This window comes from Bradyrhizobium ferriligni (assembly GCF_056837965.1).
The window spans coordinates 20,043-40,972 of sequence record NZ_JBXEJO010000020.1 but is presented as its reverse complement, the minus strand read 5'-3'; the positions used below and the strand labels follow the sequence as shown (position 1 = coordinate 40,972).

Sequence of the window (20,930 nt, the reverse complement as noted above, 5' to 3'; positions counted from 1 at the left end):
CCGCAATGCGACGAACCGCACGTCCTGCTTCTATCCCGCCGGCATCAGGATCGCCTCTCGCGCCGCGTGCCAGCTCGCCTCGTCGGGTGCGCAGAGCAAGCCGCCGGTCAGATTGACCGGCCGGTAGGGTGATCCGTCGAAATGCGCGCTGTAGCCGCCGGCCTCGCGATGCAACAGCCAGCCCGCGGCATGATCCCACGGCATCAGCTTGTTGTAGAACAGCAGGTGGCAATGTCCGGACGCCGCCATGCGATACTCATGCGCGGCGCATCTGAGCCAGGCGCTGCCGCCGAGCCTGGAAAGATTGCCGGCGACAATCGTGCGCAGCGGCTCGGGTAGGAAGTTGACGCCGACGATCGCATCCATCTGCTTGACCGGCACGGCGGGAGCCACTTTCAGGTCATGCCGCCGGCCATCCGGCATCGCGAGCCACGCGCCTTCGCCGCGCAGCGCGAATGCGGTGTCGTTGCTGACCGGATCATGGATCGCGCCGAACACGATCTCGCCGCGCATGGTGGCGGCCACCATGGTGCCGAACAGCGGCAGGCTCGAGGTGAAGTTCCGCGTGCCGTCGATCGGATCGATGATGAAGGCAAGCTCCGCGGTTCCGACCTGATCAAGCGCGGCCGGATCACGCGCGGTGCCCTCCTCGCCGATCACGACCGCATTCGGAAACGCCCGCAGCAGCGCCGCCGATATCGCCTGCTCGGCAAGCTCATCGGCTTCGGTGACGACGTCGAATGCCGATGTCTTGGTGCGGACCTCGATCTCCCGCACACGGCGGAACCGCGGCATGATCTCGCTGCGGCCGACTTCGGCAAGGATGGCTCCGATATCAAGCGCGTCGGCATGGGACAGTTTCACGCGGCATTCTCCTGCGTTGCGCCGGCATCCTACCGTGGGATTGTGACTGCGTGGCGGTCAGCGGCGCTGGTTGTAGACATCGATGCAGACGGCGCCGAGCAGGACGAAGCCCTTGATCACTTGCTGATAATCGATGCCGATGCCGAGGATCGACATGCCGTTGTTCATGACGCCCATGATCATGGCACCGACCACCGCGCCGCCGACCCGGCCGACGCCGCCATAGGCCGACGCACCGCCGATGAAGCAGGCGGCGATCACATCGAGCTCGAAGCCGAGGCCGGCCTTCGGCGTCGCGGTGTTGAGCCGGGCTGCGAACACCAGCCCGGCGAGCGCGGCCAGCACGCCCATGTTGACGAAGGTGAAGAAGGTGAGCCGTTCGGTCTTGACGCCCGACAGTTTCGCCGCCTTGGCATTGCCGCCCACCGCGTAGATCTGCCGCCCGATCACCGTCCGCCGCGTGACGAAGCCATAGAGCGCGATCAGGACGGTCATGATGACGAGCACGTTGGGCAGGCCGCGATGCGAGGCGATCAGATAGGTGAAGTAGAGCACCGCGCCCGCCAGCGCGATGCTCTTGACGATGAAAAACGCATAGGGCTCGACGGCGATGCCGTGCGCCTGCTCGCGCGCCCGGCTCCTGGCGGTCGCCAGCACCAGGACAAACGCCAGGACGATGCCGATCGCGAGCGACGTCGGATAGAGCGTGCCGGCGCTCGGGAACAGCTCGGGGATGAAGCCCGACGACAGCTTCTGGAAGGTCGGCGGGAACGGCCCGACCGACTGGCCCTGCAGGACCGCAAGCGCGAGACCCTTGAACACCAGCATGCCCGCCAGCGTCACGATGAAGGACGGAATGCCGAAATAGGCCACCCAATAGCCCTGGGCCGCACCGATCGCGGCGCCGACCAGGAGGCAGGCGACGAAGGCGATCGGGTAGCTGACATGGTAGCGCACCATCAGCACCGCGGCGACGGCGCCGACGAAGCCCGCGACCGAGCCGACCGAAAGATCGATATGCCCGGTGACGATCACCAGCAGCATGCCGAGCGCCATGATGACGATGTAGCTGTTCTGCAGCACGAGATTGGTGAGGTTGAGCGGCTGCAACAGCGTGCCGTCGGTCACGATCTCGAAGAACAGCATGATCGCGAGCAGCGACAGCAGCATGCCGTAGTTGCGCAGATTGTTCTTGATGAAGCCGGAATGCCTCGCGGTCTCGGGAAGTGATACCGTCTTGTCGGTCATGATGCCCCTCCTCCGGCGCGTGCCGCCCTTTCGTCGGCGCCGCGTCCGGACATTCTGACATTGCGCATGATGGCGCGCATGATCTTCTCCTGCGTCGCGTCGTGGCTTGCGAACTCGCCGACGAAGGCGCCGTCATTCATCACGCAGATCCGGTCGCAGATGCCGAGCAGCTCGGGCATCTCCGAGGAGATCACTACAACGCCCCTGCCGGCCTCGGCCAGCTCGTTGATGATGGAGTAGATCTCGTATTTCGCACCGACGTCGATCCCGCGCGTCGGCTCGTCCAGCAGCAGCACCCTCGGATCGGTCATCAGCCATTTCGACAGCACCACCTTCTGCTGGTTGCCGCCCGAGAGGTCGCCGGTCGCCTGGTAGACGTCGGAACAGCGGATCCGCATCCGGGTGCGGTAGTCGCTCGCGGCTTTCAGCTCGGCGACATCGTCGATCACGCCGCGCTCCGACACCTGGCGCAGGCTCGCCACCGTCACGTTCTTGCGGACGTCGGCGGCAAGGATCAGCCCGAGCTGCTTGCGGTCTTCCGTGACATAGGCGATGCCGGCATCGATCGCGGCCGGCACGCTGGACAGATCGGTCTCGCGTCCATCGAGGCGGACCTTGCCGGAGACGTTATAACCCCAGGCGCGGCCGAACAGGCTCATGGCGAACTCGGTGCGGCCGGCGCCCATCAGGCCGGCGATGCCGACCACCTCGCCGCGGCGCAGCGTGAAGTCGACGTTCTTGATCACCTGCCGCTCGGTATGCAGCGGGTGATACACCGACCAGTTCTCCACCGTCATCACGGGTTCGCCGATCTCCGCCTTCCGCTCGGGGAAACGATGCGCGAGGTCGCGGTCGACCATGCTGCGGATGATGCGGTCCTCTTCGATGCGCTCGGTCCGGCAGTCGATGCTGTCGACGGTGCGGCCGTCGCGCAGCACCGTGATGCGGTCGGCGACGCGCGCAACCTCGTTCAGCTTGTGCGAGATCAGGATCGAGGCGATGCCCTGCTCGCGGAAGGCCAGGAGACGCTCGAGCAAGGCGGCGCTGTCGGCTTCGTTGAGGCTTGCGGTCGGCTCGTCGAGGATCAGGAGGCGCACCCGCTTGGACAGCGCCTTGGCGATCTCCACGAGCTGCTGCTTGCCGACGCCGAGGTCGGTGATTAGCGTGTCCGGCGGCTCCCGCAAGCCGACCTGCGCCAACAGCTCGGCGGTCCGCCGATGCACCGCGTTGCGGTCGATGACGCCGAACCGCGATGGCGGATGCGACAGAAAGATGTTCTCGGCAATCGACATCAGCGGGATCAGCGCCAGCTCCTGATGGATGATGATGATCCCGAGCGCCTCGCTGTCGTTGATGTCGCGGAAGCGCCGCTCCTCGCCATCGAACACGATCGACCCATCGTAGCTGCCGGCCGGATAGACCCCGCTCAGCACCTTCATCAAGGTCGACTTGCCGGCGCCGTTTTCGCCGACCAGCGCATGGATCTGCCCGGCCTCGACGGTGAAGCTGACGTCGCGCAGCGCCTGCACGCCGGCAAAGCTCTTGCTGACGCCGCGCATCTCAAGCATTGCCGTCATCGGATCATGTCCCGCAGCGTCGATCGTCCCCGGCGCGGCTCGCCGCCGCTTGCCCGGCGATCCGCCCTGGAGCCTATTCCGTTCCGATTAAATCGGAACGGGGCTCTGGATTCTAGTTTTGACGCGTTTCCTCACGCGAACCGGTAGCCACATCGCTCGAAAACGCTCTAGTCGAATTGCGCGCGCTTGTAATAGCCGCTGTCAATCAGGACTTTCTCCCAATTGGTCTTATCCACCACGACCGGCTTGAGGAGATAGGACGGAACCACCTTGACCCCGTTGTTGTAGGTCTTGGTATCGTTGACGCTGACCTCCTTCTTGCTCAGCACGGCGTCGACCATGTCGGCCGTGACCTTGGCGAGGTCGCGGGTATCCTTGAAGATGGTCGAATATTGCTCGCCGCGCAGCATCGCCTTGATCGAGGGGACTTCTGCATCCTGCCCGCTGATGTACGGCATCGGCTGGTCCTTGCTGCCGTAGCCGACGCTCTTCAGCGAGGAGATGATGCCGATCGACAGGCCGTCATAGGGCGACAGCACCGCATCGACGCGCTTTTTGCCGTAGAACGCGCTGAGCAGGTTGTCCATCCGCGCCTGCGCGGTCGCACCGTCCCAGCGCAGCGTCGCAACCTTGTTCATGCCCGTCTGGCCGCTGCCGACCACGAGCTTGCCGCTGTCGATGTAAGGCTTCAACACCGACATCGCGCCGTCGTAGAAGAAATACGCATTGTTGTCGTCGGGCGAGCCGCCGAACAGCTCGATGTTGAAGGGCCCCTTGCCCTCCTTGAGCCCGAGCGCGTTCTCGATCGACTGCGCCTGCAACACGCCGACCTGAAAATTGTCGAAGGTCGCGTAATAGTCGACGTTGGGGGTGCCGCGGATCAGGCGGTCATAGGCGATCACCGTGATGCCCTGGGCCTTGGCCTGCTTCAGGACATCGGACAAGGTGGTGCCGTCGATGGCGGCGATGACCAGCACCTTGGCACCCTTGGTCACCATGTTCTCGACCTGGGAGAGCTGGTTTGGAATGTCGTCTTCGGCGTACTGCAGGTCGGTGCCGTAGCCGCGCTCCTTCAGCACCTTGACCATGTTGTTGCCGTCGTCGATCCACCGTGCCGAGGACTTGGTCGGCATCGCGATGCCGATGGTCGGCTTGCTCTGGGCGAGCGCGTCGCGATCCGACACCGCCGCGGCAAGGCCGGCCAGCGCGAGCGCAAACAAGCTGGTCTTCAATTTGGACATGCTTCACTCCCTCGTTTTTTTGAGTTGGGGTACCGTTGCCGTGAACAGCGTCAATCGACGGCTATCGTTCGTGGGCGGACCGCAGATTCTACGGCGATGTCGGATCGGCGCCGGGACCGTCACGAACCGAAATTGCGGAATGTCGATCGATCCCGTCAACAGCGCCAATGCTCACTCCGCACGATCGGCCATGTCGATCCCGCAATGCCGGGTTCAGTCGCGGGTCACGTCGTGGGACGAACGAGGCGCGGGAATGACGTGGAGGATCATGACGCGCCGGTCTCCCGGAATCGTCGGCGAGCGCCAGCGTCCGCCAGAACTTCTGGCAATGCGTCACCGCTTCTTGCACCCTTTGGTTGATGTTGCCCCTACCAGATGGACGCAAGCACCGACTGGCCATTTATTTAACCATCCGAATAAATTGATCGGAGATGTGGAGGGTCCTGGGGCACAATCCGGTATCGCTGGCAAGTCCCAAAGCCCCCAGGTGGCGCGGCACTACTTCTGGCAACCATTGGTGGGATTGTGCCCGCACCCTGCTATGGATGCAAGCGCCATTTATTTCACCACCTGAATAAATTTGCCCCAACTGCCGGCCAGCGGCAGCGGCCTTCAGGCATTGATGTCAGAGAGATCGTCGACGACAAGCAGCGCCTCGGCAAAATCGTCGTCGCTGAAATAGGTGCTGCGGGTGATGACCACGGGGATGCCGGCGCCTGCCGCGGCGGCAAGGCCGTTGCCGGAATCCTCAACGGCGACGCAATCTCCCGGCCCGAGCCCGAGCCGCGCCAGAACCTCGACATAGACATCCGGCGCCGGCTTCTTCCGCGGCACGTCGTCGCCGGCAACGATCGCCTCGAACTGGTCGGCCCAGTCCAGCCCGAGCGAAACCGAAAGCAACGCATCGATATTGCCATGCGAGGTGGTCGTTGCGATCGCCAGGCGCTGGCCGCGGCTGCGCGCGCCGGCGAGCCAGGCCCTAACGCCCGGCCGCAACGGACAGTCGCCCGCGGCGATCAGCGCGGCGTAGCGCGCGGTCTTGATCCTGTGCAGGTCGGCGATCTCCGCGAATGTCAGCATTGGGACCGCGTTGCGCTGGTCGAAGGCGCGGATGCGCTCCTTGCCTCCGGCCACCCGAAGCAGCCGCGCGTAAGTGACCTGGTCCCAGAACCAATCGAGGCCGGCTTCGGCAAAGGCTTCATTGAAGGCGCGGCGATGCACCTCCTCGGTCTCGGCGAGCGTGCCGTCGACATCGAAGATCAAGGCGCGGGCGCTCGCAATGATGTCGCGCATCCCGGCGGACCGGATCGCGGCGAGCGCCTCGTTCATCGTCCCTCGCCCGGCGCACCGGCGCCCTTGACGAACACCCGGCTGGCAAGCACGTCGCCGGCCTCGATCGACATCACGTCGTCGGCGGTGAGCGTGCGGTCGAGCTTCGCCACGATCCGATTGGCCTGGCGCAGCCGGATGCGATCGAGCGCATTGCGGATCGAGCGTGCATTGGAGAACAGCGGCTGTTCCTTGCGGATGCCGATGTACCGGGTGAAGGCCTCGCGTGCTTCGGGAGAGAAACGATAATTCTGCTGCTGCAACATCAGCTCGGCGATCCAGAGCAACTCGCCGTCCGAATAGTCGGGAAAGTCGATGTGATGCGCGATCCGGGAGCGAAAACCCGGATTGCTCTGGAAGAACTTCTCCATGCGGTCGCCATAGCCGGCCAGGATCACGACCAGATCCTCGCGCTGCTGCTCCATCACCTGCAGCAGGATCTCGATCGCCTCCTGCCCGTAGTCGCGCTCGTTTTCCGGGCGATAGAGGTAATAGGCCTCGTCGATGAACAGCACGCCGCCCATCGCCTTCTTCAATATTTCCTTCGTCTTCGGCGCGGTGTGGCCGATATATTGGCCGACGAGGTCGTCGCGCGTGACGCTGATGACGTGGCCGCGGCGCACGAAGCCGAGCCGGTGCAGGATTCCGGCCATCCGCAGCGCGACCGTGGTCTTGCCGGTGCCGGGGTTGCCGGTGAACGACATATGCAGGGTCGGAAACGTCGTCGCCAGCGCCATCTTCTGCCTGATGCGTTCGACCAGCAGCAGCGATGCGATCTCGCGGATACGGGTCTTCACCGGCTTCAGGCCGATCAATTCGGAATCGAGCTGGTCGAGCACGTCGCCGATGCCGAGGTCGGCGAATTCATGGCGAAGGTCGATGGTCTCGAGCGGGGTCTCGCGGATTTGTTCGCTGATCTGTTCTTGCGCTTGCGTCATTGTCCTCTCGCCTGGAAAAGCTCCGTCGCCGCGGCGGCGACGACGGAGAAGTGCATCCGGACCAGGACGGTCGAGGGAGCAACCCGCCTGGTTTGCAAGCCGGACGCGGTCAATGATCGGTGTAGCGTTCGCCTTCGGGGCGGCTCGCTGCATAGGAATGGGTCGCGTAACGCAGATTGCGTCCGGCGGCCTCCTGGCGGTCGAGCCGGAAGCCTGGCTCCTCCTGCGGCCGGTTGACGATGAAGGAGATGCGAACCGACTCCCAACCCGGGCTGGAATCAAAGCCGGAGACCCGGATATAGCGGTCGCCATAGACTCGCCGGCAGTCGGCGAGTTCCTTCATGATGCCGGCCGCATCGCGCAGGTCGAACATCGGCAGGCCCCACATATCCCAATAGGTGTTGCGGGGATGCGGATCGTCGGTGAACTCGATGTTCACCGCCCAGCCCTTGTCGAGACAATATTGCACCTGTGCGGCGATCTGCTCGTCGGTGAGATCGGGCAGGAACGAGAAGCAGCCTTGGGTAACGCGCATGAGAACCTCCTCTCAGACCGCCATGCTCGGCGTGGGAACGAAATCGGGGGCGTCCGTCGACTCGTAGTTGAAGGTGACGTCCTTCCAGACATCGAGTGCCTCGCGTAGCGGCGTGCAGGTCTGCGCCGCCTTGGCCAGGATCTCCGGCCCTTCGTGGACGTAGTCGCGTCCCTCGTTGCGGGCGAGGATCATGGCCTCCAGCGCGACGCGGTTGGCGGTGGCGCCGGCCTGGATGCCGCGGGGATGGCCGATGGTGCCGCCGCCGAACTGCAGCACGACGTCCTCGCCGAGCAGATCGAGCAGCTGGTGCATCTGGCCGGCATGAATGCCGCCGGAGGCCACGGGCATCAGCTTGTTGAGGCTCGCCCAGTTCTGGTCGAAGAACACGCCGTGCTCCAGGTGCAACGGATTGAAGTCCTCGCGGCAGATGTCGTAATAGCCGCGGGTGGTGTTCGGATCGCCCTCGAGCTTGCCGACCACCGTGCCGGCATGGATGTGATCGACGCCGGCGAGCCGCATCCATTTCGCGATCACGCGGAACGAGACGCCGTGGCTGCGCTGCCGTGTGTAGGTCGAGTGGCCGGCGCGATGCAGATGCAGGATCATGTTGTTCTTGCGCGCCCACTTCGCCATCGACTGGATCGCGGTGTAGCCGATCACAAGATCGATCATGACGATGTTGGAGCCGAGCTCATGGGCGAGCTCGGCGCGCTCGTACATGTCCTCCATGGTCGCCGCGGTAACGTTGAGATAGGTGCCCTTGATCTCGCCGGTCGCGGCCTGCGCGCGGTTCACCGCCTCCATGCAGTAGAGGAAGCGCTCACGCCAGTGCATGAAGGGCTGCGAGTTGATGTTCTCGTCGTCTTTGGTGAAGTCGAGCCCGCCTTTCAAGGCTTCATAGACAACGCGGCCATAGTTGCGGCCGGACAGGCCGAGCTTCGGCTTCACGGTGGCGCCGAGCAAGGGACGGCCGAACTTGTCGAGCCGCTCGCGCTCCACCACGATGCCGGTCGCCGGCCCCTGGAATGTCTTCACATAGGCGGTCGGCAGCCGCATGTCCTCGAGCCGCAACGCCTTCAGCGGCTTGAAGCCGAACACATTGCCGATGATCGAGGCCGTCAGGTTCGAGATCGAGCCCGGCTCGAACAGGTCGAGGTCATAGGCGATATAGGCGAAGTAGCTGCCCGGCGAATTCGGCACCGGATCGACGCGGTAGCACTTCGCCCGGTATTTCTCCGCGGCCGTCAGCCGGTCGGTCCACACCACGGTCCAGGTCGCGGTCGAGGATTCGCCCGCCACCGCCGCGCAGGCTTCGGTCGGATCGACGCCGTCCTGCGGCGTAACGCGGAACAAGGCGATGACGTCGGTGTCCTTGGGCTCGTAGTTCGGCTCCCAATAGCCCATCCGCTTGTATTCCATCACGCCGGACTTGTAGCGATCCTTGCCGCGCACCGTCATCGACTGCTGCATATTCATCGAAATCTCCTGTGGTTCGTCGCCATTTGCTCAGGCGGCCTGGGTCATCTTTCCAATTTGCGGATCGAGCGCGCCGGCGCGATAGCGGCGGGCCATTTCCGGCAGTGCAACCACCTTGATCCTGGCGGCGTTGCCGGCCGTGCCGAACTGCTCGAAGCGGTCACGGCATAGTTCGCGCAGCGCATCCATCGCGGGCTTCAGGAATTTGCGCGGATCGAACTCACTCTTCGACTGGACGGCGACCTTGCGGAAGGCCGCCGCCATCGCCAGACGGCAATCGGTGTCGATATTGACTTTGCGCACCCCGTGCTTGATGCCGCGGACGATCTCCTCGACCGGGACGCCCCAGGTCTGCGGCATCTCGCCGCCGAACTGGTTGAACATATCCTGCAGCGGCTGCGGCACCGAGGACGAGCCGTGCATCACCAGATGCGTGTTCGGCAGGCGGCTGTGGATCTCCTCGACCACGCGCATCGCCAGGATCTCGCCGTCGGGCCGCCGCGTGAACTTGTAGGCGCCATGCGAGGTACCCATCGCGATCGCGAGCGCATCGACCTTGGTGGCGCGGACGAAATCGACCGCCTGATCGGGATCGGTGAGCAGCTGATCATGGCTCAGCTTGCCTTCGACGCCGTGACCGTCCTCCTGCTCGCCGCCGCCATGCTCGAGCGAGCCGAGCACACCGAGCTCGCCTTCGACCGACGCGCCGACCCAGTGCGCCATGTCGACGACCCGGCGGGTGATATCGACGTTGTAGTCGTAGTCGGCTGCCGTCTTGGCGTCGGCCTTGAGCGAGCCGTCCATCATGACGGAAGTGAAGCCGTAGCGGATCGCGGTGGCGCAGGTCGCCTCTTCGTTGCCGTGATCGAGATGCAGGCAGAGCGGAATCTGCGGATGCATCTCCTCGAGCGCGTCGATCATCTTCGCCAGCATGATGTCGTTGGCATAGGACCGCGCGCCGCGCGAGGCCTGGATGATGACAGGCGCATCACAGGCGGCCGCCGCCTCCATGATGGCGAGGCCCTGCTCCATATTGTTGATGTTGAAGGCGGGCACGCCGTAGCCGCGTTCGGCGGCATGATCCAGCAACTGTCTCAGGGTTATCCGCGCCATGGTGGCGTCCTCCTTTCAATTCGCTCGTTGAATGAGCTGTTTTGCAGCAGCAGCGATTGCCGCGGGCGTGATACCGAACTCGCGGTAGAGCACGTCGGCCGGCGCGGAAGCGCCGAAGCCGGTCATGCCGACGAACGCGCCGTCCTCGCCGAGCCAGCGCGCCCAGTCGCCTTCGACCGCAGCTTCCACGCCGACGCGCGGGGCGCTGCCCAGCACCTGAGCGCGATAGTCGCTCGGCTGCTGGCGGAACAGGTCGAAGCACGGGGCCGAGACGACCGCGGCCTGTACCCCGTCTTCCGCCAGCAGCTTTGCGGCTTCGAGCGCGATCGCCACCTCCGAACCCGTTGCAATCAGGGTGACGTCACGCGCGAAGTCCGGCTCGACGAGAACGTAGGCGCCGAGCGCGACCTGGTTGTCCTTGCTGCCGTCGCGCACCGTCGGCAGCGCTTGCCGCGACAGGCAGAGGATCGACGGCGAGGTCTCTGCCTTCAGCGCGCAGTCCCACGCTTCCGCGGTTTCGACGGCATCGGCCGGGCGGAACACCAGGACGTTCGGGATCGCGCGCAGCGCCGCCAGATGCTCGACCGGCTGATGCGTCGGCCCGTCCTCGCCGAGTCCGATGGAATCGTGGGTCATCACATGGATGACGCGGATCCCCATCAGCGCCGCGAGGCGGATCGCCGGCCGGCTGTAATCGGCGAAGCTGAGGAAGGTGCCGCCATAGGGAATGAACCCGCCGTGCAGGGCGATGCCGTTCATCGCCGCGGCCATGCCATGCTCGCGGATACCGTAATGGATATAGCTGCCGTCGAGCGTTTCCGGCCGCACCGAAACCTGCGACTTCGCCAGCGTCAGATTGGAGTGCGTGAGGTCGGCCGAGCCGCCCAGCAGGTTGGGCAACGCCTCCGCGATCACGTCGATGACCTGCTGCGAGGCCTGCCGCGTGGCGAGCTTCGGCCGCTCGGTCGCGAACCGCGCCACCAACTTCGCCATCGCCTCGGCATAGGCGCAAGGCAATTTCCGGTTCAGCGCATCGTGGAACGGAGACCGCTCGGCCTTGTCGCCCTTGCAGGCGCTGCGCGAACGCTCGATCCAGGCCCGCCGCGCGTCGCGGCCGCGGCCGCCAAGCTCGCGCCACTCCGCCAGCACCGCGTCGGGAATTTCGAATGCCGGATACGGCCAGCGCAGCGCGGCACGGGTCTTCGCCACCTCATCGGCACCGAGCGGCGCGCCATGCACCTTTTCGCTGCCCTGCCGGTTCGGCGCACCGAACCCGATCACCGTCCGGCAGGCGATCAACGACGGACGATCGCTCGATCGTGCCTGCCTGATCGCCGCGGTGATCGCCTGCGGATCGTGGCCGTCGATGCGGTTGACGTTCCAGCCGCTGGCCTTGAACCGCGCCGTCTGGTCGTCCGAGCAGGACAGCGAGGTGGCGCCGTCGATCGAGATATGGTTGTCGTCGAACAGCACGATCAGACGATTCAGCCGCAAATGGCCGGCGAGCGAGATCGCCTCATGGCTGATGCCTTCCATCAGGCAGCCATCGCCGGCGATCACATAGGTGTAGTGGTCGACGAGGTCGTCGCCGAAGCGCGCGTTCATCAGCCGCTCGGCGAGCGCCATGCCGACCGCGGTCGCAATCCCCTGCCCGAGCGGCCCGGTCGTGGTCTCGACACCCGGGGTGTGGCCATACTCGGGATGTCCCGGGGTTTTCGATCCCCACTGCCGGAACGCCTTGAGCTCGTCGACCGTCATGCTCTCGTAGCCTGTGAGATAAAGCAGTGCGTAGAGCAGCATCGAGCCGTGACCGGCCGACAGCACAAAGCGATCGCGGTCGGGCCAGGCCGGATCGGCCGGATCGAACTTCAGAAAGTCCGTGAACAGCACGGTCGCGACATCGGCCATGCCCATCGGCATGCCGGGATGACCGGATTTCGACTGCTCCACCGCGTCGATGGCGAGGAAGCGGATGGCGTTCGCCATCTCGTCGTGGCTGATTTCGGGGCGGCTGGCAACGGACGCAAGTGCGGTCATATCGTTCGCCTCTTTCGTTCGATCAGTTGCAGGATCAGCGGGGTCAGGATGAGCTGCATCGCGAGGTCGAGCTTGGCGCCGTGCACCACGATCGAATTGGCGCGCGACATGAAGCTGTTCGGGATCATCGAGAGCAGATAGGGAAAATCGATGCCGCGCGGATTCTTCAGCCGGATCACGACCATCGATTCATCCGGCGTCGGGATCCAGCGCGCGATGAACGGGTTCGACGTGTCGACCGTCGGCACGCGCTGGAAGTTGATGTCGGTCTCGGTGAATTGCGGGCAGATGTAATTCACATAGTCCGGCATGCGGCGCAGGATGGTGTCGGTCACCGCCTCGGTGGAGTAGCCGCGATGGCTGCGGTCGCGATGCAGCTTCTGGATCCATTCGAGGTTGATGACCGGCACGACCCCAATCTTGAGGTCGGCATGCTGCGCGACATTCACCTTGTCGGTGACCACCGCGCCGTGCAGGCCCTCGTAGAACAACAGGTCGGAATTCTCCGGCAGCGCCTCCCAGGCGGTGAAGGTGCCGGGCTTGGCGCCGTAGAGCCGCGCCTCCTCCTCGTCGTGCACATAGTGACGCGTGGTTCCGGTGCCGGTCTCGGCATAGTCGCTGAACAGCTTCTCCAGCTCCTCGAACAAATTGGTCTCGGGGCTGAAATGGCTGAAGTGCTTGTTGCCGCGCTCGGCCCTCTCCGCCATCAGGCTGCGCATCTCGGCGCGGTCGTAGCGGTGGAACGCGTCGCCCTCGATATAGGCGGCGACCACGTTCTCGCGGCGGAAGATGTTCTCGAACGTCTTCTTCACCGAGGTGGTGCCGGCCCCGGAGGAGCCGGTGATCGAGATGATGGGATGCCGACGTGACATGCGGTCCTCCTCAGCGGAACAGGCCGCGCCGTGCGAACAGCGGGGCATCGCTGCTTTCGAACAACGGCTCGACGGTCAGGTGGATCGCATCGACGTCGCGCACGGCGCGCGTCGATCCCATGATCAGCGGCACGCGCTGATGCGGCGTACGTGCCGACAGTTCGAGAATGCGCGACCGGCCGTTCGAGGCGGCGCCACCCGCCCATTCCATGATCAGTGCGATGGGATGCGCCTCGTACAGCAGACGCAACCGGCCTTCGCGGTAGCCCTGGCGCGCATCCGCCGGATACAGGAACACGCCGCCGCGCATCAGGATGCGGTAGGCCTCCGCCACCAGCGAGCCGATCCAGCGCATGTTGAAGTCCTGCCCGCGCTCGCCGTTCACCCCGGCGAGGCAGTCGTCGATGTAGCTGCGCACCGGGCCGCTCCAGTGCCGCCGGTTCGAGGCGTTGATGGCGAATTCCGACGCATCCTGCTGCACGCGCAGGTCACGCGCGGTCAGGACGAACTCGCCGGTTCGCGGGTCCAGCGTAAAGCAGTCGACGCGCTGGTCGAGCGCCAGCACCAGCACGGTCTGCGGACCGTAGATGAAGCAGCCGGCGGCACATTGTGCCGTGCCGGGCTCGAAGAAGGTCGAGATGACGTCGTTTCCTTTCGGCCGGATCGAGAAGATCGTTCCGATCGAGATGTTGTTTTCGAGATTGGCGGATCCATCGAGCGGATCGATCGCGACGCAGAGCGGCGCGTCGGGATCGAGCGTCTCGGGCAGTTCGACCTCCTCCGACAGCACCGCGGCGACCGGCGCGGTGCGCAGCGCGTTCCGCATCAGATCGTCAGCGACGATGTCGATGGTCTTCTGACGATCGCCGTCGGGATTGACCCCGCCGCTCTCGCCGCCGATGCCGGCGAGAGGCCCGGCGGCAATGATGCGCGAGAGCTCGATCGCGGCGCCCGCAAGGGCCTCGATCACCACAACGGTCGCGGCGCGCAACGGGTTGTGCTGCGTCGGCCACTCCAGATGGGCATGCAATGCAGGACGAATCTCCACCGGCCTCTCCCTATGATCGCGCCCTCTGTCCCGAGGCTTCGAGAGGCGACCTCAGGGAGTCGCCTTCGCCCTATCAACGCGCGAATTGCCCGATTAGGGAAATTTTATTATCTTTGGTCCGGGCAAAGTATTTCTTATGGAGCTTGTCATGGCCGGCAACTTCTCGCGGGATCTCACCATCCGCCAGCTGCGCGCACTGTCGACCTTGCACGAGGCTGGTTCGATCACGTCCGCGGCCAACCGGTTGAACCTGACCCAGCCCGCGGTGACGCTGCAGCTCCGCAATTTGCAGGCGCTCGCGGGGTTGCCGCTGATCCAGCGCACCGGCGACGGCATGGCGCTGACGGATGCCGGCGCGCATGTGCTGACGCTGGTCGAGCGGATCGAGGCGGCGCTGAAGGACTGCGAACAATCGCTCGACATGATCGCCGGCCGCAGCGGCGGCCGCGTCGCGATGGGCGCGGTCTCTACCGCGAAATACTTCGTGCCGTTTGCGATCGCGGCGTTCTCGCGCCGCTTTCCCAAGATCGAGGTCACGCTCAGGATCGGCAACCGCGAGGAGATTCGCGACGCGCTGCGCGGCTATGATCTCGACATCGCGGTGATGGGCCGGCCGCCGGCCGATGTCGAGGTGGAGATGAAGCCGCTCGGCCGGCATCCGCACTTCATCATCGCCGCGCCCGATCATCGGCTGGCGCGGCGGCGGCACGTCGCCCCCTCGGAGCTTGCCAACGAAACCTTCATCACCCGCGAGCAAGGATCAGGCACGCGGATGCTGATGCAGCAATATTTCGAGCGGGTCGGGCTGGAGCCGAAGCTCGGCATGGCGATGGACAGCAACGAGACCATCAAGCAGGCTGTCATGGCCGGGCTCGGCATCGCCTTCATCTCCCAGCACACGGTGTTCCATGAGCTGGAGGACGGCCGGCTGGTGGTGCTCAAGGTGAAGGGCCTGCCGATCGTCCGGCAGTGGCACGCGATCAGGCGGACCGACAAGATCCTGCTGCCGCCCGCGCAGGCCATGCTGGACTTCCTCGGCAAGGAGGGCTGGCGCTATCTGCCGAATTCGCACTAGCGGCCCGGAGCCGCCACGACGCCCGATCGGTCGAGAAAATCGAGCCAGTGCCGTATGTTAGGCATTGAAGTTCCACGAAACGCATGTCACATCTTGACTGCGGTCACCCGGCGGACCGCACCCTGCGAGGGAGGTTGAACTGCAGAACCAGTCCCCGCCGACGCCCGACTTCAAGGCGTTATTCGAGGCGGCGCCCGGCCTTTATCTGGTGCTGACTCAGCCCGACTTTCGCATCGCGGCAGTTAGCGACGCCTATCTGCGCGCCACCAAGACCGAGCGCGCTGCGATCCTCGGGCGCGGGCTGTTCGAGGTGTTTCCCGACAATCCGGACGATCCGGCCGCCGACGGCGTGCGGAACCTGCGCGCCTCGCTCGAGCGCGTGGTCCAGTTCCGCCGCCCCGACACCATGACGGTGCAGAAATACGATATCCGCAAGCCCGAGTCGGAGGGCGGCGGATTCGAGGAACGCTACTGGAGCCCGCGCAATTCGCCGGTGTTGGGGCCGAACGGGCAGTTCACCTACATCATCCATCGGGTCGAAGACGTCACCAGCTTCATCCAGCTGAAGCAGCGAGGTGCCGAGCAGGACCAGCTGACCGACCGGTTGCGCGAGCGCACCGAGCAGATGGAAGCGGAAATCTTCATGCGCGCCCGCGAAGTCGAGGCCGCCCGCGAACAGCTCGAAGCCGAACAGAAGCTCCGCCAGGTGCAGAAGATGGAGGCCGTCGGGCACCTCTCCGGCGGCATCGCCCACGACTTCAACAACATCCTGACCGTCATCACCGGCCTGATCGACATCCTCGCGGAAGCCGTTGAACATGATCCCGCGCTGTCGTCTGTCGCCAAGATGATCACCGACGCGGCGTTTCGCGGTGCAGAAGTGACCAAGCACCTGCTGGCCTTCTCGCGGCTGCAGCCGCTGCAACCGCGTGAAGCCAATCTCAACACCCTGGTGCAGGACACCGCGCGGCTGCTGCGCCCCTCGCTCGGCGAGCAGATCGAGATCGATACCGCGCTCGAACCCGACGCCTGGACGGCCTTCATCGATCCGAACCACATGGCGACCGCGCTGCTCAATCTCGCCGTCAATGCCCGCGATGCGATGCCCGATGGCGGCAAGCTGATGCTGGAGACCAGCAACGTCATCCTCGACGAGGTTTATGCCGTCGCCAACCCCGACGTGCGGGCGGGTGAATATGTGATGGTCGCGGTCAGCGACACCGGCGGTGGCATCCCGGCGGGAATCCGCGACAAGGTGTTCGAGCCGTTCTTCACGACCAAGGACACCGGCAAGGGCACCGGCCTCGGGCTCAGCATGGTGTACGGCTTCATCAAGCAGTCCAACGGACACCTCAAGATCTATTCCGAAGAGGGCCACGGCACCTCGATCAAGCTCTATCTGCCGCGCAGCAGCGGCGACATGATCGACGTCGAGCCGCCTCCTCCGGTCGACACGCGCGGCGGCAATGAATCCATCCTGGTCGTCGAGGACGATCCGCTGGTGCGCAATTACGTCAGCGCCCAGCTCGAGCAGCTCGGCTATCGCACCATGGTCACCGCCAACGGCCCGGAAGCATTGGCTGCGGTCGACAACGGATTCGTCTGCGACGTGCTGTTCACCGACGTCATCATGTCCGGCGGCATGAACGGCCGGCAGGTCGCCGACGCCGTGATCGCCAAACTGCCCTCGGTGCGCGTGCTCTTCACCTCCGGCTACACCGAGGACGCGATCATCCACCACGGCCGCCTCGACCCCGATGTGACGCTGCTGCCGAAGCCCTACCGCAAATCCGATCTCGCGCGGATGATCCGGCAGGTGCTGACCCAGCCGCCGGCGGCGGCAATGGGCAAGTAACGCTGCAGCGGCATCACGCCTCTCCGCCACGCCTCTTGGTCTGGTCGGCCGGTGCGGCGCATCCGGACAGGAACAGCGCCGCGCAGGCCTTGGCGCGGGCCTCGATCTGCGCCCGCGACGGCGGCGGCCTGTGGCCGTACATCACGTCGCGTTGCGGCTGGAACACGAGCATGCCGAGCAGCATGCCCGCAGCGGCCTGCGCGTCGTCCACCGCGATCCGTCCCCGCCGCTGCTGCACGCCCAGCCACGCAGCCAGCGCGCCAAGGGTCCGCTGCATCGCCTTCTCGTAGAACATCTTGGCAATGCCGGGGAATTTGTCGCTGTCGGCCAGGATGATGCGCTGGAGTGCGATGACGTCGGCATCGAGGATCAGTTCGCCACAGCTCGAGAGCGCCGCCTCCAATGCCGCCGCGATATCGCGGCCGTCGCAGGCGCCGAGATTTACGGCGGATATGAATCGGTCCATCCGGTCCGTCACCGTGCCCTCGAACAGCGCCAGCTTGGTCGGGATCAGCCGATAGAGTGTCTTGGTGGAAACGCCGGCGCGGCAAGCCACGTCGGCGATGTTGGCCGCAGCGAAGCCGCGCTCGGAGAACTCGCGCCGCGCGGCGTCATAGATCAGCGCGCGCGTCTCGTCGTCGGATCGCAGCTGCGGCCGCCCGCGGCCGCGCCGGGCCGGCGCGCCTTGTTCAGTCTGATCCTTGTCATTCCGGTTCATCCGCGAGCCATGCTTTTAAATGATACCTGTCATTCTATTGACACTCCTAATATGGGCTCTATTTTGGAAAACATCAAGTTTCCTAATTAATCCTACGGGCATCTGCCGATATTGGCTAGATTTTCCAATGGGATAGAACGGATCAGGAGCACCGCCATGAGCCAGCATGAGACATCATTCAAGGCCGAGAGCCAGGTTCCGGCCGAGACCGCCAGGCAATTGATCGCAAATCCGGAGGCCGCCAGGCCGCAAGCCGCCAAGGGCAGGCTTCGCCGCCTGCTGCTGGCCGGCGCGGCGCTCGCCGTTCTCGCGGGCGGAGCCTGGTACGGCTGGGATTACTGGACGGTCGGCCGTTTTCAGGTCTCGACCGACGACGCCTATGTGAAGGCCGACAACACGACGATCGCGCCAAAGGTCTCCGGCTATCTCAGCGCGGTGCTGGTCGGCGACAATGAGCATGTGCGCGCCGGCCAGATGCTGGCGCGGATCGACAATCGCGATTTCAGGGTCGCGCTGGATCAGGCCAAGGCCGACGTCGCCGCCGCCGAGGCCGCGATCGCCAGCAAGCATGCGCAGCTCGATGTGCAGCAGTCCGTGATCGAAGCGGCACGCGCGACCCTCGCCGTGGACACCGCGACGCAGACGTTCGCCGAGCAGGAGAACAAGCGCTACACCGACCTCGCCGGCACCGGCTTCGGCAGCGTGCAGAACGCGCAGCAGGCGCAGTCGCGCTACGCCAGCGCACAGGCCGCCGTCGCCCGCGATACCGCGAACCTCGCCTCCGCGCTCCGCCAGGTGGAGCTGCTCAAGGCCGACATTGCCCAGACGGTCGCGTCGCAGGCGCGCGCAACCGCGCTCCAGCATCAGGCCGAGCTGAACCTCGGCTACACCACCATATCAGCCCCGATCGACGGCGTGGTCGGCAACCGCACGCTCCGCACCGGCCAGTTCGTCCAGGCCGGCACGCAACTGATGTCGCTGGTGCCCGCCACCGGCGCCTATGTGATCGCCAACTACAAGGAGACGCAGCTCACCAATGTCCGCAAGGGTCAGCCGGTCGAGATCGCCGTCGACATGTTCCCGGGACAGGTGGTGCGCGGCCATGTCGACAGTCTCGCGCCCGCCAGCGGCCAGGAATTCGCGCTGCTGCCGCCTGACAATGCGACCGGCAACTTCACCAAGGTGGTGCAGCGCATTCCGGTGAAGATCAAGCTCGACGCGACGGCGGTCGAATTGCGGCCCGGCATGTCGGTCATCCCGACCATCGCAACCTTGTCGCAACCCGGCGAAGCGCCGCGCTCCGGCGCCTCTCCCAAGCTCGCTGTCGCCTCCTTCAAATAGGTGATGTCATGTCCGATCTCGCGCTCTCCTCCCCGGCCGCTGCGCCCCGCGCAGCAACCGTAGCAGCCGATCCCAACCGCGCCAGCATGGCCGTCTGGATCTCCATCGTCGCCGCCATGATCGGCGCCTTCATGGCGATCCTCAACATCCAGATCACCAACGCCTCGTTGCTCAACATCGAGGGCGGCATCGGAACCGGCGTCGACAACGGCTCCTGGATCTCGACCTCCTATCTGATCGGCGAGATCGTGGTGATCCCGCTGACCGACTATCTCAGCCGGGTGTTTTCCTTCCGCAAGATCATCATCGGCTTCGCCACCCTGTTTGCGATCTTCTCGGTCGCCTGTGCCTTCACCCACGACCTGCCCTCGATGATCGCGATGCGCGGCTTGCAGGGCTTCTTTGGCGGCGTGCTGATCCCGATGGCCTTCACGCTGGTTTTCACCAAGCTGCCGAAGGCCCAGCAGCCGGTCGGCCTTGCCATGTTCGCTCTCGCCGTGACCTTTGCCCCCGCGATCGGACCGACCATCGGCGGCTACCTCACCGAGAATTACGGCTGGCAGACCATCTTCTTCGTCAATGTAATCCCGACCGCGGTGATGGTCATCACCCTCTATTTCACGCTGGAACGCCAGCCGATGCAGTTGCATCTGCTCCGTGAGGGCGATTGGCTCGGCATCGCCACGATGGCGATCGGCCTCTCGTCGCTGCAGGCCGTGCTCGAGGAAGGCAACAAGAACGACTGGTTCGGCTCGCCCTTCATCGTCAAGCTCGCGGTGATCGCGGCCGTCAGCCTCACTCTGTTCGTCTGGATCGAGCTCGTCGTCGAAAAGCCGCTGATCCAGCTGCGCCTCCTGACCCAGCGCAGCTTCGGCTTCGGCACCATCTCGGCGGTGTTCGTCGGCTTCGCGCTGTTCGGCTCGGTCTACCTGCTGCCGGCCTATCTCGGCCAGGTGCAGCGCTACAACGCCGAGCAGATCGGCCAGGTGCTGGCCTGGACCGGCCTGCCGCAGCTGATCCTGATCCCGCTCGTGCCGAAGCTGATGCAGCGTTTCGATCCGCGCTTCATCGCCTTCACCGGCATGATCCTGTTCGCGGTCTCCTCCTTCATGAACATCGCGATGTCGCTCGATTACTCCGGCGACCAGTTCTTCGTCCCGAACATCGTCCGTGCGATCGGCCAGGCGATCATGCTGGCCCCGCTGTCGGCGGTCAGCCTCGGCAGCGTCGCGCCGCAGGATGCGGCGGCGGCCTCCGGCATCTCAAACATGATGCGCAATCTCGGCGGCGCGATCGGCACGGCCCTGCTCGCCACCATCGTCACCAAGCGCGAGCAGTTCCACTCCAACATCATCGGCCAGTCGGTCGACCTCGGCCGCGAGGAAGTGCGCACCCGGATCGCCGAGGTGACCAATTACTTCCTCAGCCACGGCATCTCCGATCCGGCGACCGCGCATCATCAGGCGATCGTGGCGCTCGGCAATATCGTGAAGCGCCAGGCCCTGGTGCTTGGTTTCAGCGACACCTTTGCCGTGATCGGCATCGTGCTGGTGTTTGCCGCGATCGCGATCCTGCTGACCGGCAAGCCGAAGAGTTCGGCCGGCGGCGGCGCGGCGCATTGATCTCTCGTTGATCCCCGGGGCGGCGGCCGAAAGCCGTCGCC

General features: G+C 65.0%; 18 protein-coding genes. 5 read left to right on the top strand and 13 right to left on the bottom strand.

Features of this window, described 5'->3' with window-relative positions:
* Window positions 1-30: 30 nt before the first annotated feature.
* The 4 genes from AC1VNY_RS14085 to chvE form a co-directional block, all read right to left on the bottom strand.
* Window positions 31-864, bottom strand: coding sequence for an inositol monophosphatase family protein (locus tag AC1VNY_RS14085; protein ID WP_482405574.1), 834 nt, complete (start codon window positions 862-864; stop codon window positions 31-33).
* Between the two features lie 57 nt (window positions 865-921).
* Complete coding sequence (gene mmsB, locus AC1VNY_RS14080) at window positions 922-2,112, bottom strand: multiple monosaccharide ABC transporter permease (protein WP_482405573.1); 1,191 nt, start codon at window positions 2,110-2,112, stop codon at window positions 922-924.
* Complete coding sequence (gene mmsA / locus AC1VNY_RS14075; RefSeq protein WP_482405572.1) at window positions 2,109-3,689, bottom strand: multiple monosaccharide ABC transporter ATP-binding protein; 1,581 nt, start codon at window positions 3,687-3,689, stop codon at window positions 2,109-2,111. Before mmsA ends, mmsB begins: the two co-directional genes overlap by 4 nt.
* Window positions 3,690-3,856: 167 nt before the next feature.
* Entirely contained in the window at window positions 3,857-4,930 is a 1,074-nt protein-coding gene (chvE, locus tag AC1VNY_RS14070; RefSeq protein WP_482405571.1) for a multiple monosaccharide ABC transporter substrate-binding protein, read from the bottom strand.
* A 139-nt stretch (window positions 4,931-5,069) separates the two neighbouring features.
* Here chvE and AC1VNY_RS14065 point away from each other — a divergent pair, with 139 nt between their 5' ends.
* Window positions 5,070-5,504 (top strand): hypothetical protein, encoded by a 435-nt coding sequence (locus AC1VNY_RS14065; protein WP_482405570.1) that lies wholly within the window; start codon window positions 5,070-5,072, stop codon window positions 5,502-5,504.
* Between the two features lie 38 nt (window positions 5,505-5,542).
* On the opposite strand, the gene AC1VNY_RS14060 is transcribed toward AC1VNY_RS14065, so the two are convergent.
* The 8 genes from AC1VNY_RS14060 to AC1VNY_RS14025 all read right to left on the bottom strand — a co-directional run bounded on the left by AC1VNY_RS14060 (window position 5,543) and on the right by AC1VNY_RS14025 (window position 14,260).
* On the bottom strand, window positions 5,543-6,259 hold the full coding sequence (locus AC1VNY_RS14060; protein ID WP_482405569.1) for an HAD-IA family hydrolase: 717 nt from the start codon (window positions 6,257-6,259) through the stop codon (window positions 5,543-5,545).
* The gene (cbbX, locus tag AC1VNY_RS14055; RefSeq protein WP_482405568.1) at window positions 6,256-7,197 is read right to left on the bottom strand and encodes a CbbX protein; all 942 of its coding nucleotides are present in this window, start codon (window positions 7,195-7,197) and stop codon (window positions 6,256-6,258) included. The genes AC1VNY_RS14060 and cbbX overlap by 4 nt, the downstream gene beginning before the upstream one ends.
* A gap of 109 nt (window positions 7,198-7,306) precedes the next feature.
* Window positions 7,307-7,732, bottom strand: coding sequence for a ribulose bisphosphate carboxylase small subunit (locus AC1VNY_RS14050; RefSeq protein WP_304499520.1), 426 nt, complete (start codon window positions 7,730-7,732; stop codon window positions 7,307-7,309).
* 12 nt (window positions 7,733-7,744) lie between these two features.
* Entirely contained in the window at window positions 7,745-9,202 is a 1,458-nt protein-coding gene (locus AC1VNY_RS14045; RefSeq protein ID WP_482405632.1) for a form I ribulose bisphosphate carboxylase large subunit, read from the bottom strand.
* A gap of 36 nt (window positions 9,203-9,238) precedes the next feature.
* Entirely contained in the window at window positions 9,239-10,321 is a 1,083-nt protein-coding gene (fba, locus tag AC1VNY_RS14040) for a class II fructose-bisphosphate aldolase (RefSeq protein WP_016845644.1), read from the bottom strand.
* A 15-nt stretch (window positions 10,322-10,336) separates the two neighbouring features.
* Window positions 10,337-12,358, bottom strand: a complete 2,022-nt coding sequence (gene tkt, locus AC1VNY_RS14035; protein ID WP_482405567.1) for a transketolase — start codon at window positions 12,356-12,358, stop codon at window positions 10,337-10,339.
* Window positions 12,355-13,230 carry a phosphoribulokinase gene (locus AC1VNY_RS14030; RefSeq protein WP_028331481.1) on the bottom strand — a complete coding sequence of 292 codons (876 nt, stop codon included), beginning with the start codon at window positions 13,228-13,230 and terminating at the stop codon, window positions 12,355-12,357. Before AC1VNY_RS14030 ends, tkt begins: the two co-directional genes overlap by 4 nt.
* 10 nt (window positions 13,231-13,240) lie before the next feature.
* Window positions 13,241-14,260, bottom strand: a complete 1,020-nt coding sequence (locus AC1VNY_RS14025; protein WP_304500256.1) for a class 1 fructose-bisphosphatase — start codon at window positions 14,258-14,260, stop codon at window positions 13,241-13,243.
* A 166-nt stretch (window positions 14,261-14,426) separates the two neighbouring features.
* Here AC1VNY_RS14025 and AC1VNY_RS14020 point away from each other — a divergent pair, with 166 nt between their 5' ends.
* Together AC1VNY_RS14020 and AC1VNY_RS14015 are read left to right on the top strand one after the other, a co-directional pair.
* Window positions 14,427-15,353, top strand: a complete 927-nt coding sequence (locus AC1VNY_RS14020) for a LysR family transcriptional regulator (RefSeq protein ID WP_028345195.1) — start codon at window positions 14,427-14,429, stop codon at window positions 15,351-15,353.
* A gap of 97 nt (window positions 15,354-15,450) precedes the next feature.
* A complete protein-coding gene (locus AC1VNY_RS14015; RefSeq protein ID WP_482405631.1) occupies window positions 15,451-17,208 on the top strand; it encodes an ATP-binding protein in 1,758 nt (585 codons plus the stop codon).
* A gap of 13 nt (window positions 17,209-17,221) precedes the next feature.
* On the opposite strand, the gene AC1VNY_RS14010 is transcribed toward AC1VNY_RS14015, so the two are convergent.
* Complete coding sequence (locus AC1VNY_RS14010; RefSeq protein WP_482405566.1) at window positions 17,222-17,926, bottom strand: TetR/AcrR family transcriptional regulator; 705 nt, start codon at window positions 17,924-17,926, stop codon at window positions 17,222-17,224.
* Window positions 17,927-18,082: 156 nt separating this feature from the next.
* Here AC1VNY_RS14010 and AC1VNY_RS14005 point away from each other — a divergent pair, with 156 nt between their 5' ends.
* Both AC1VNY_RS14005 and AC1VNY_RS14000 read left to right on the top strand, forming a co-directional pair.
* The gene (locus AC1VNY_RS14005; RefSeq protein ID WP_482405565.1) at window positions 18,083-19,267 is read left to right on the top strand and encodes an HlyD family secretion protein; all 1,185 of its coding nucleotides are present in this window, start codon (window positions 18,083-18,085) and stop codon (window positions 19,265-19,267) included.
* A gap of 8 nt (window positions 19,268-19,275) precedes the next feature.
* On the top strand, window positions 19,276-20,889 hold the full coding sequence (locus tag AC1VNY_RS14000; RefSeq protein ID WP_482405564.1) for a DHA2 family efflux MFS transporter permease subunit: 1,614 nt from the start codon (window positions 19,276-19,278) through the stop codon (window positions 20,887-20,889).
* The last annotated feature ends 41 nt before the right edge of the window (window positions 20,890-20,930 follow it).

Bases quoted from the DNA above. Each gene is read 5' to 3' on its own strand.
- mmsB (WP_482405573.1), bottom strand. From the start codon at position 2,112: ATGACCGACAAGACGGTATCACTTCCCGAGACCGCGAGGCATTCCGGC.
- mmsA (WP_482405572.1), bottom strand. From the start codon at position 3,689: ATGACGGCAATGCTTGAGATGCGCGGCGTCAGCAAGAGCTTTGCCGGC.
- chvE (WP_482405571.1), bottom strand. From the start codon at position 4,930: ATGTCCAAATTGAAGACCAGCTTGTTTGCGCTCGCGCTGGCCGGCCTT.
- AC1VNY_RS14065 (WP_482405570.1), top strand. From the start codon at position 5,070: ATGTCGATCGATCCCGTCAACAGCGCCAATGCTCACTCCGCACGATCG.
- AC1VNY_RS14060 (WP_482405569.1), bottom strand. From the start codon at position 6,259: ATGAACGAGGCGCTCGCCGCGATCCGGTCCGCCGGGATGCGCGACATC.
- cbbX (WP_482405568.1), bottom strand. From the start codon at position 7,197: ATGACGCAAGCGCAAGAACAGATCAGCGAACAAATCCGCGAGACCCCG.
- AC1VNY_RS14050 (WP_304499520.1), bottom strand. From the start codon at position 7,732: ATGCGCGTTACCCAAGGCTGCTTCTCGTTCCTGCCCGATCTCACCGAC.
- AC1VNY_RS14045 (WP_482405632.1), bottom strand. From the start codon at position 9,202: ATGCAGCAGTCGATGACGGTGCGCGGCAAGGATCGCTACAAGTCCGGC.
- fba (WP_016845644.1), bottom strand. From the start codon at position 10,321: ATGGCGCGGATAACCCTGAGACAGTTGCTGGATCATGCCGCCGAACGC.
- tkt (WP_482405567.1), bottom strand. From the start codon at position 12,358: ATGACCGCACTTGCGTCCGTTGCCAGCCGCCCCGAAATCAGCCACGAC.
- AC1VNY_RS14030 (WP_028331481.1), bottom strand. From the start codon at position 13,230: ATGTCACGTCGGCATCCCATCATCTCGATCACCGGCTCCTCCGGGGCC.
- AC1VNY_RS14020 (WP_028345195.1), top strand. From the start codon at position 14,427: ATGGCCGGCAACTTCTCGCGGGATCTCACCATCCGCCAGCTGCGCGCA.
- AC1VNY_RS14010 (WP_482405566.1), bottom strand. From the start codon at position 17,926: ATGAACCGGAATGACAAGGATCAGACTGAACAAGGCGCGCCGGCCCGG.
- AC1VNY_RS14005 (WP_482405565.1), top strand. From the start codon at position 18,083: ATGAGCCAGCATGAGACATCATTCAAGGCCGAGAGCCAGGTTCCGGCC.
- AC1VNY_RS14000 (WP_482405564.1), top strand. From the start codon at position 19,276: ATGTCCGATCTCGCGCTCTCCTCCCCGGCCGCTGCGCCCCGCGCAGCA.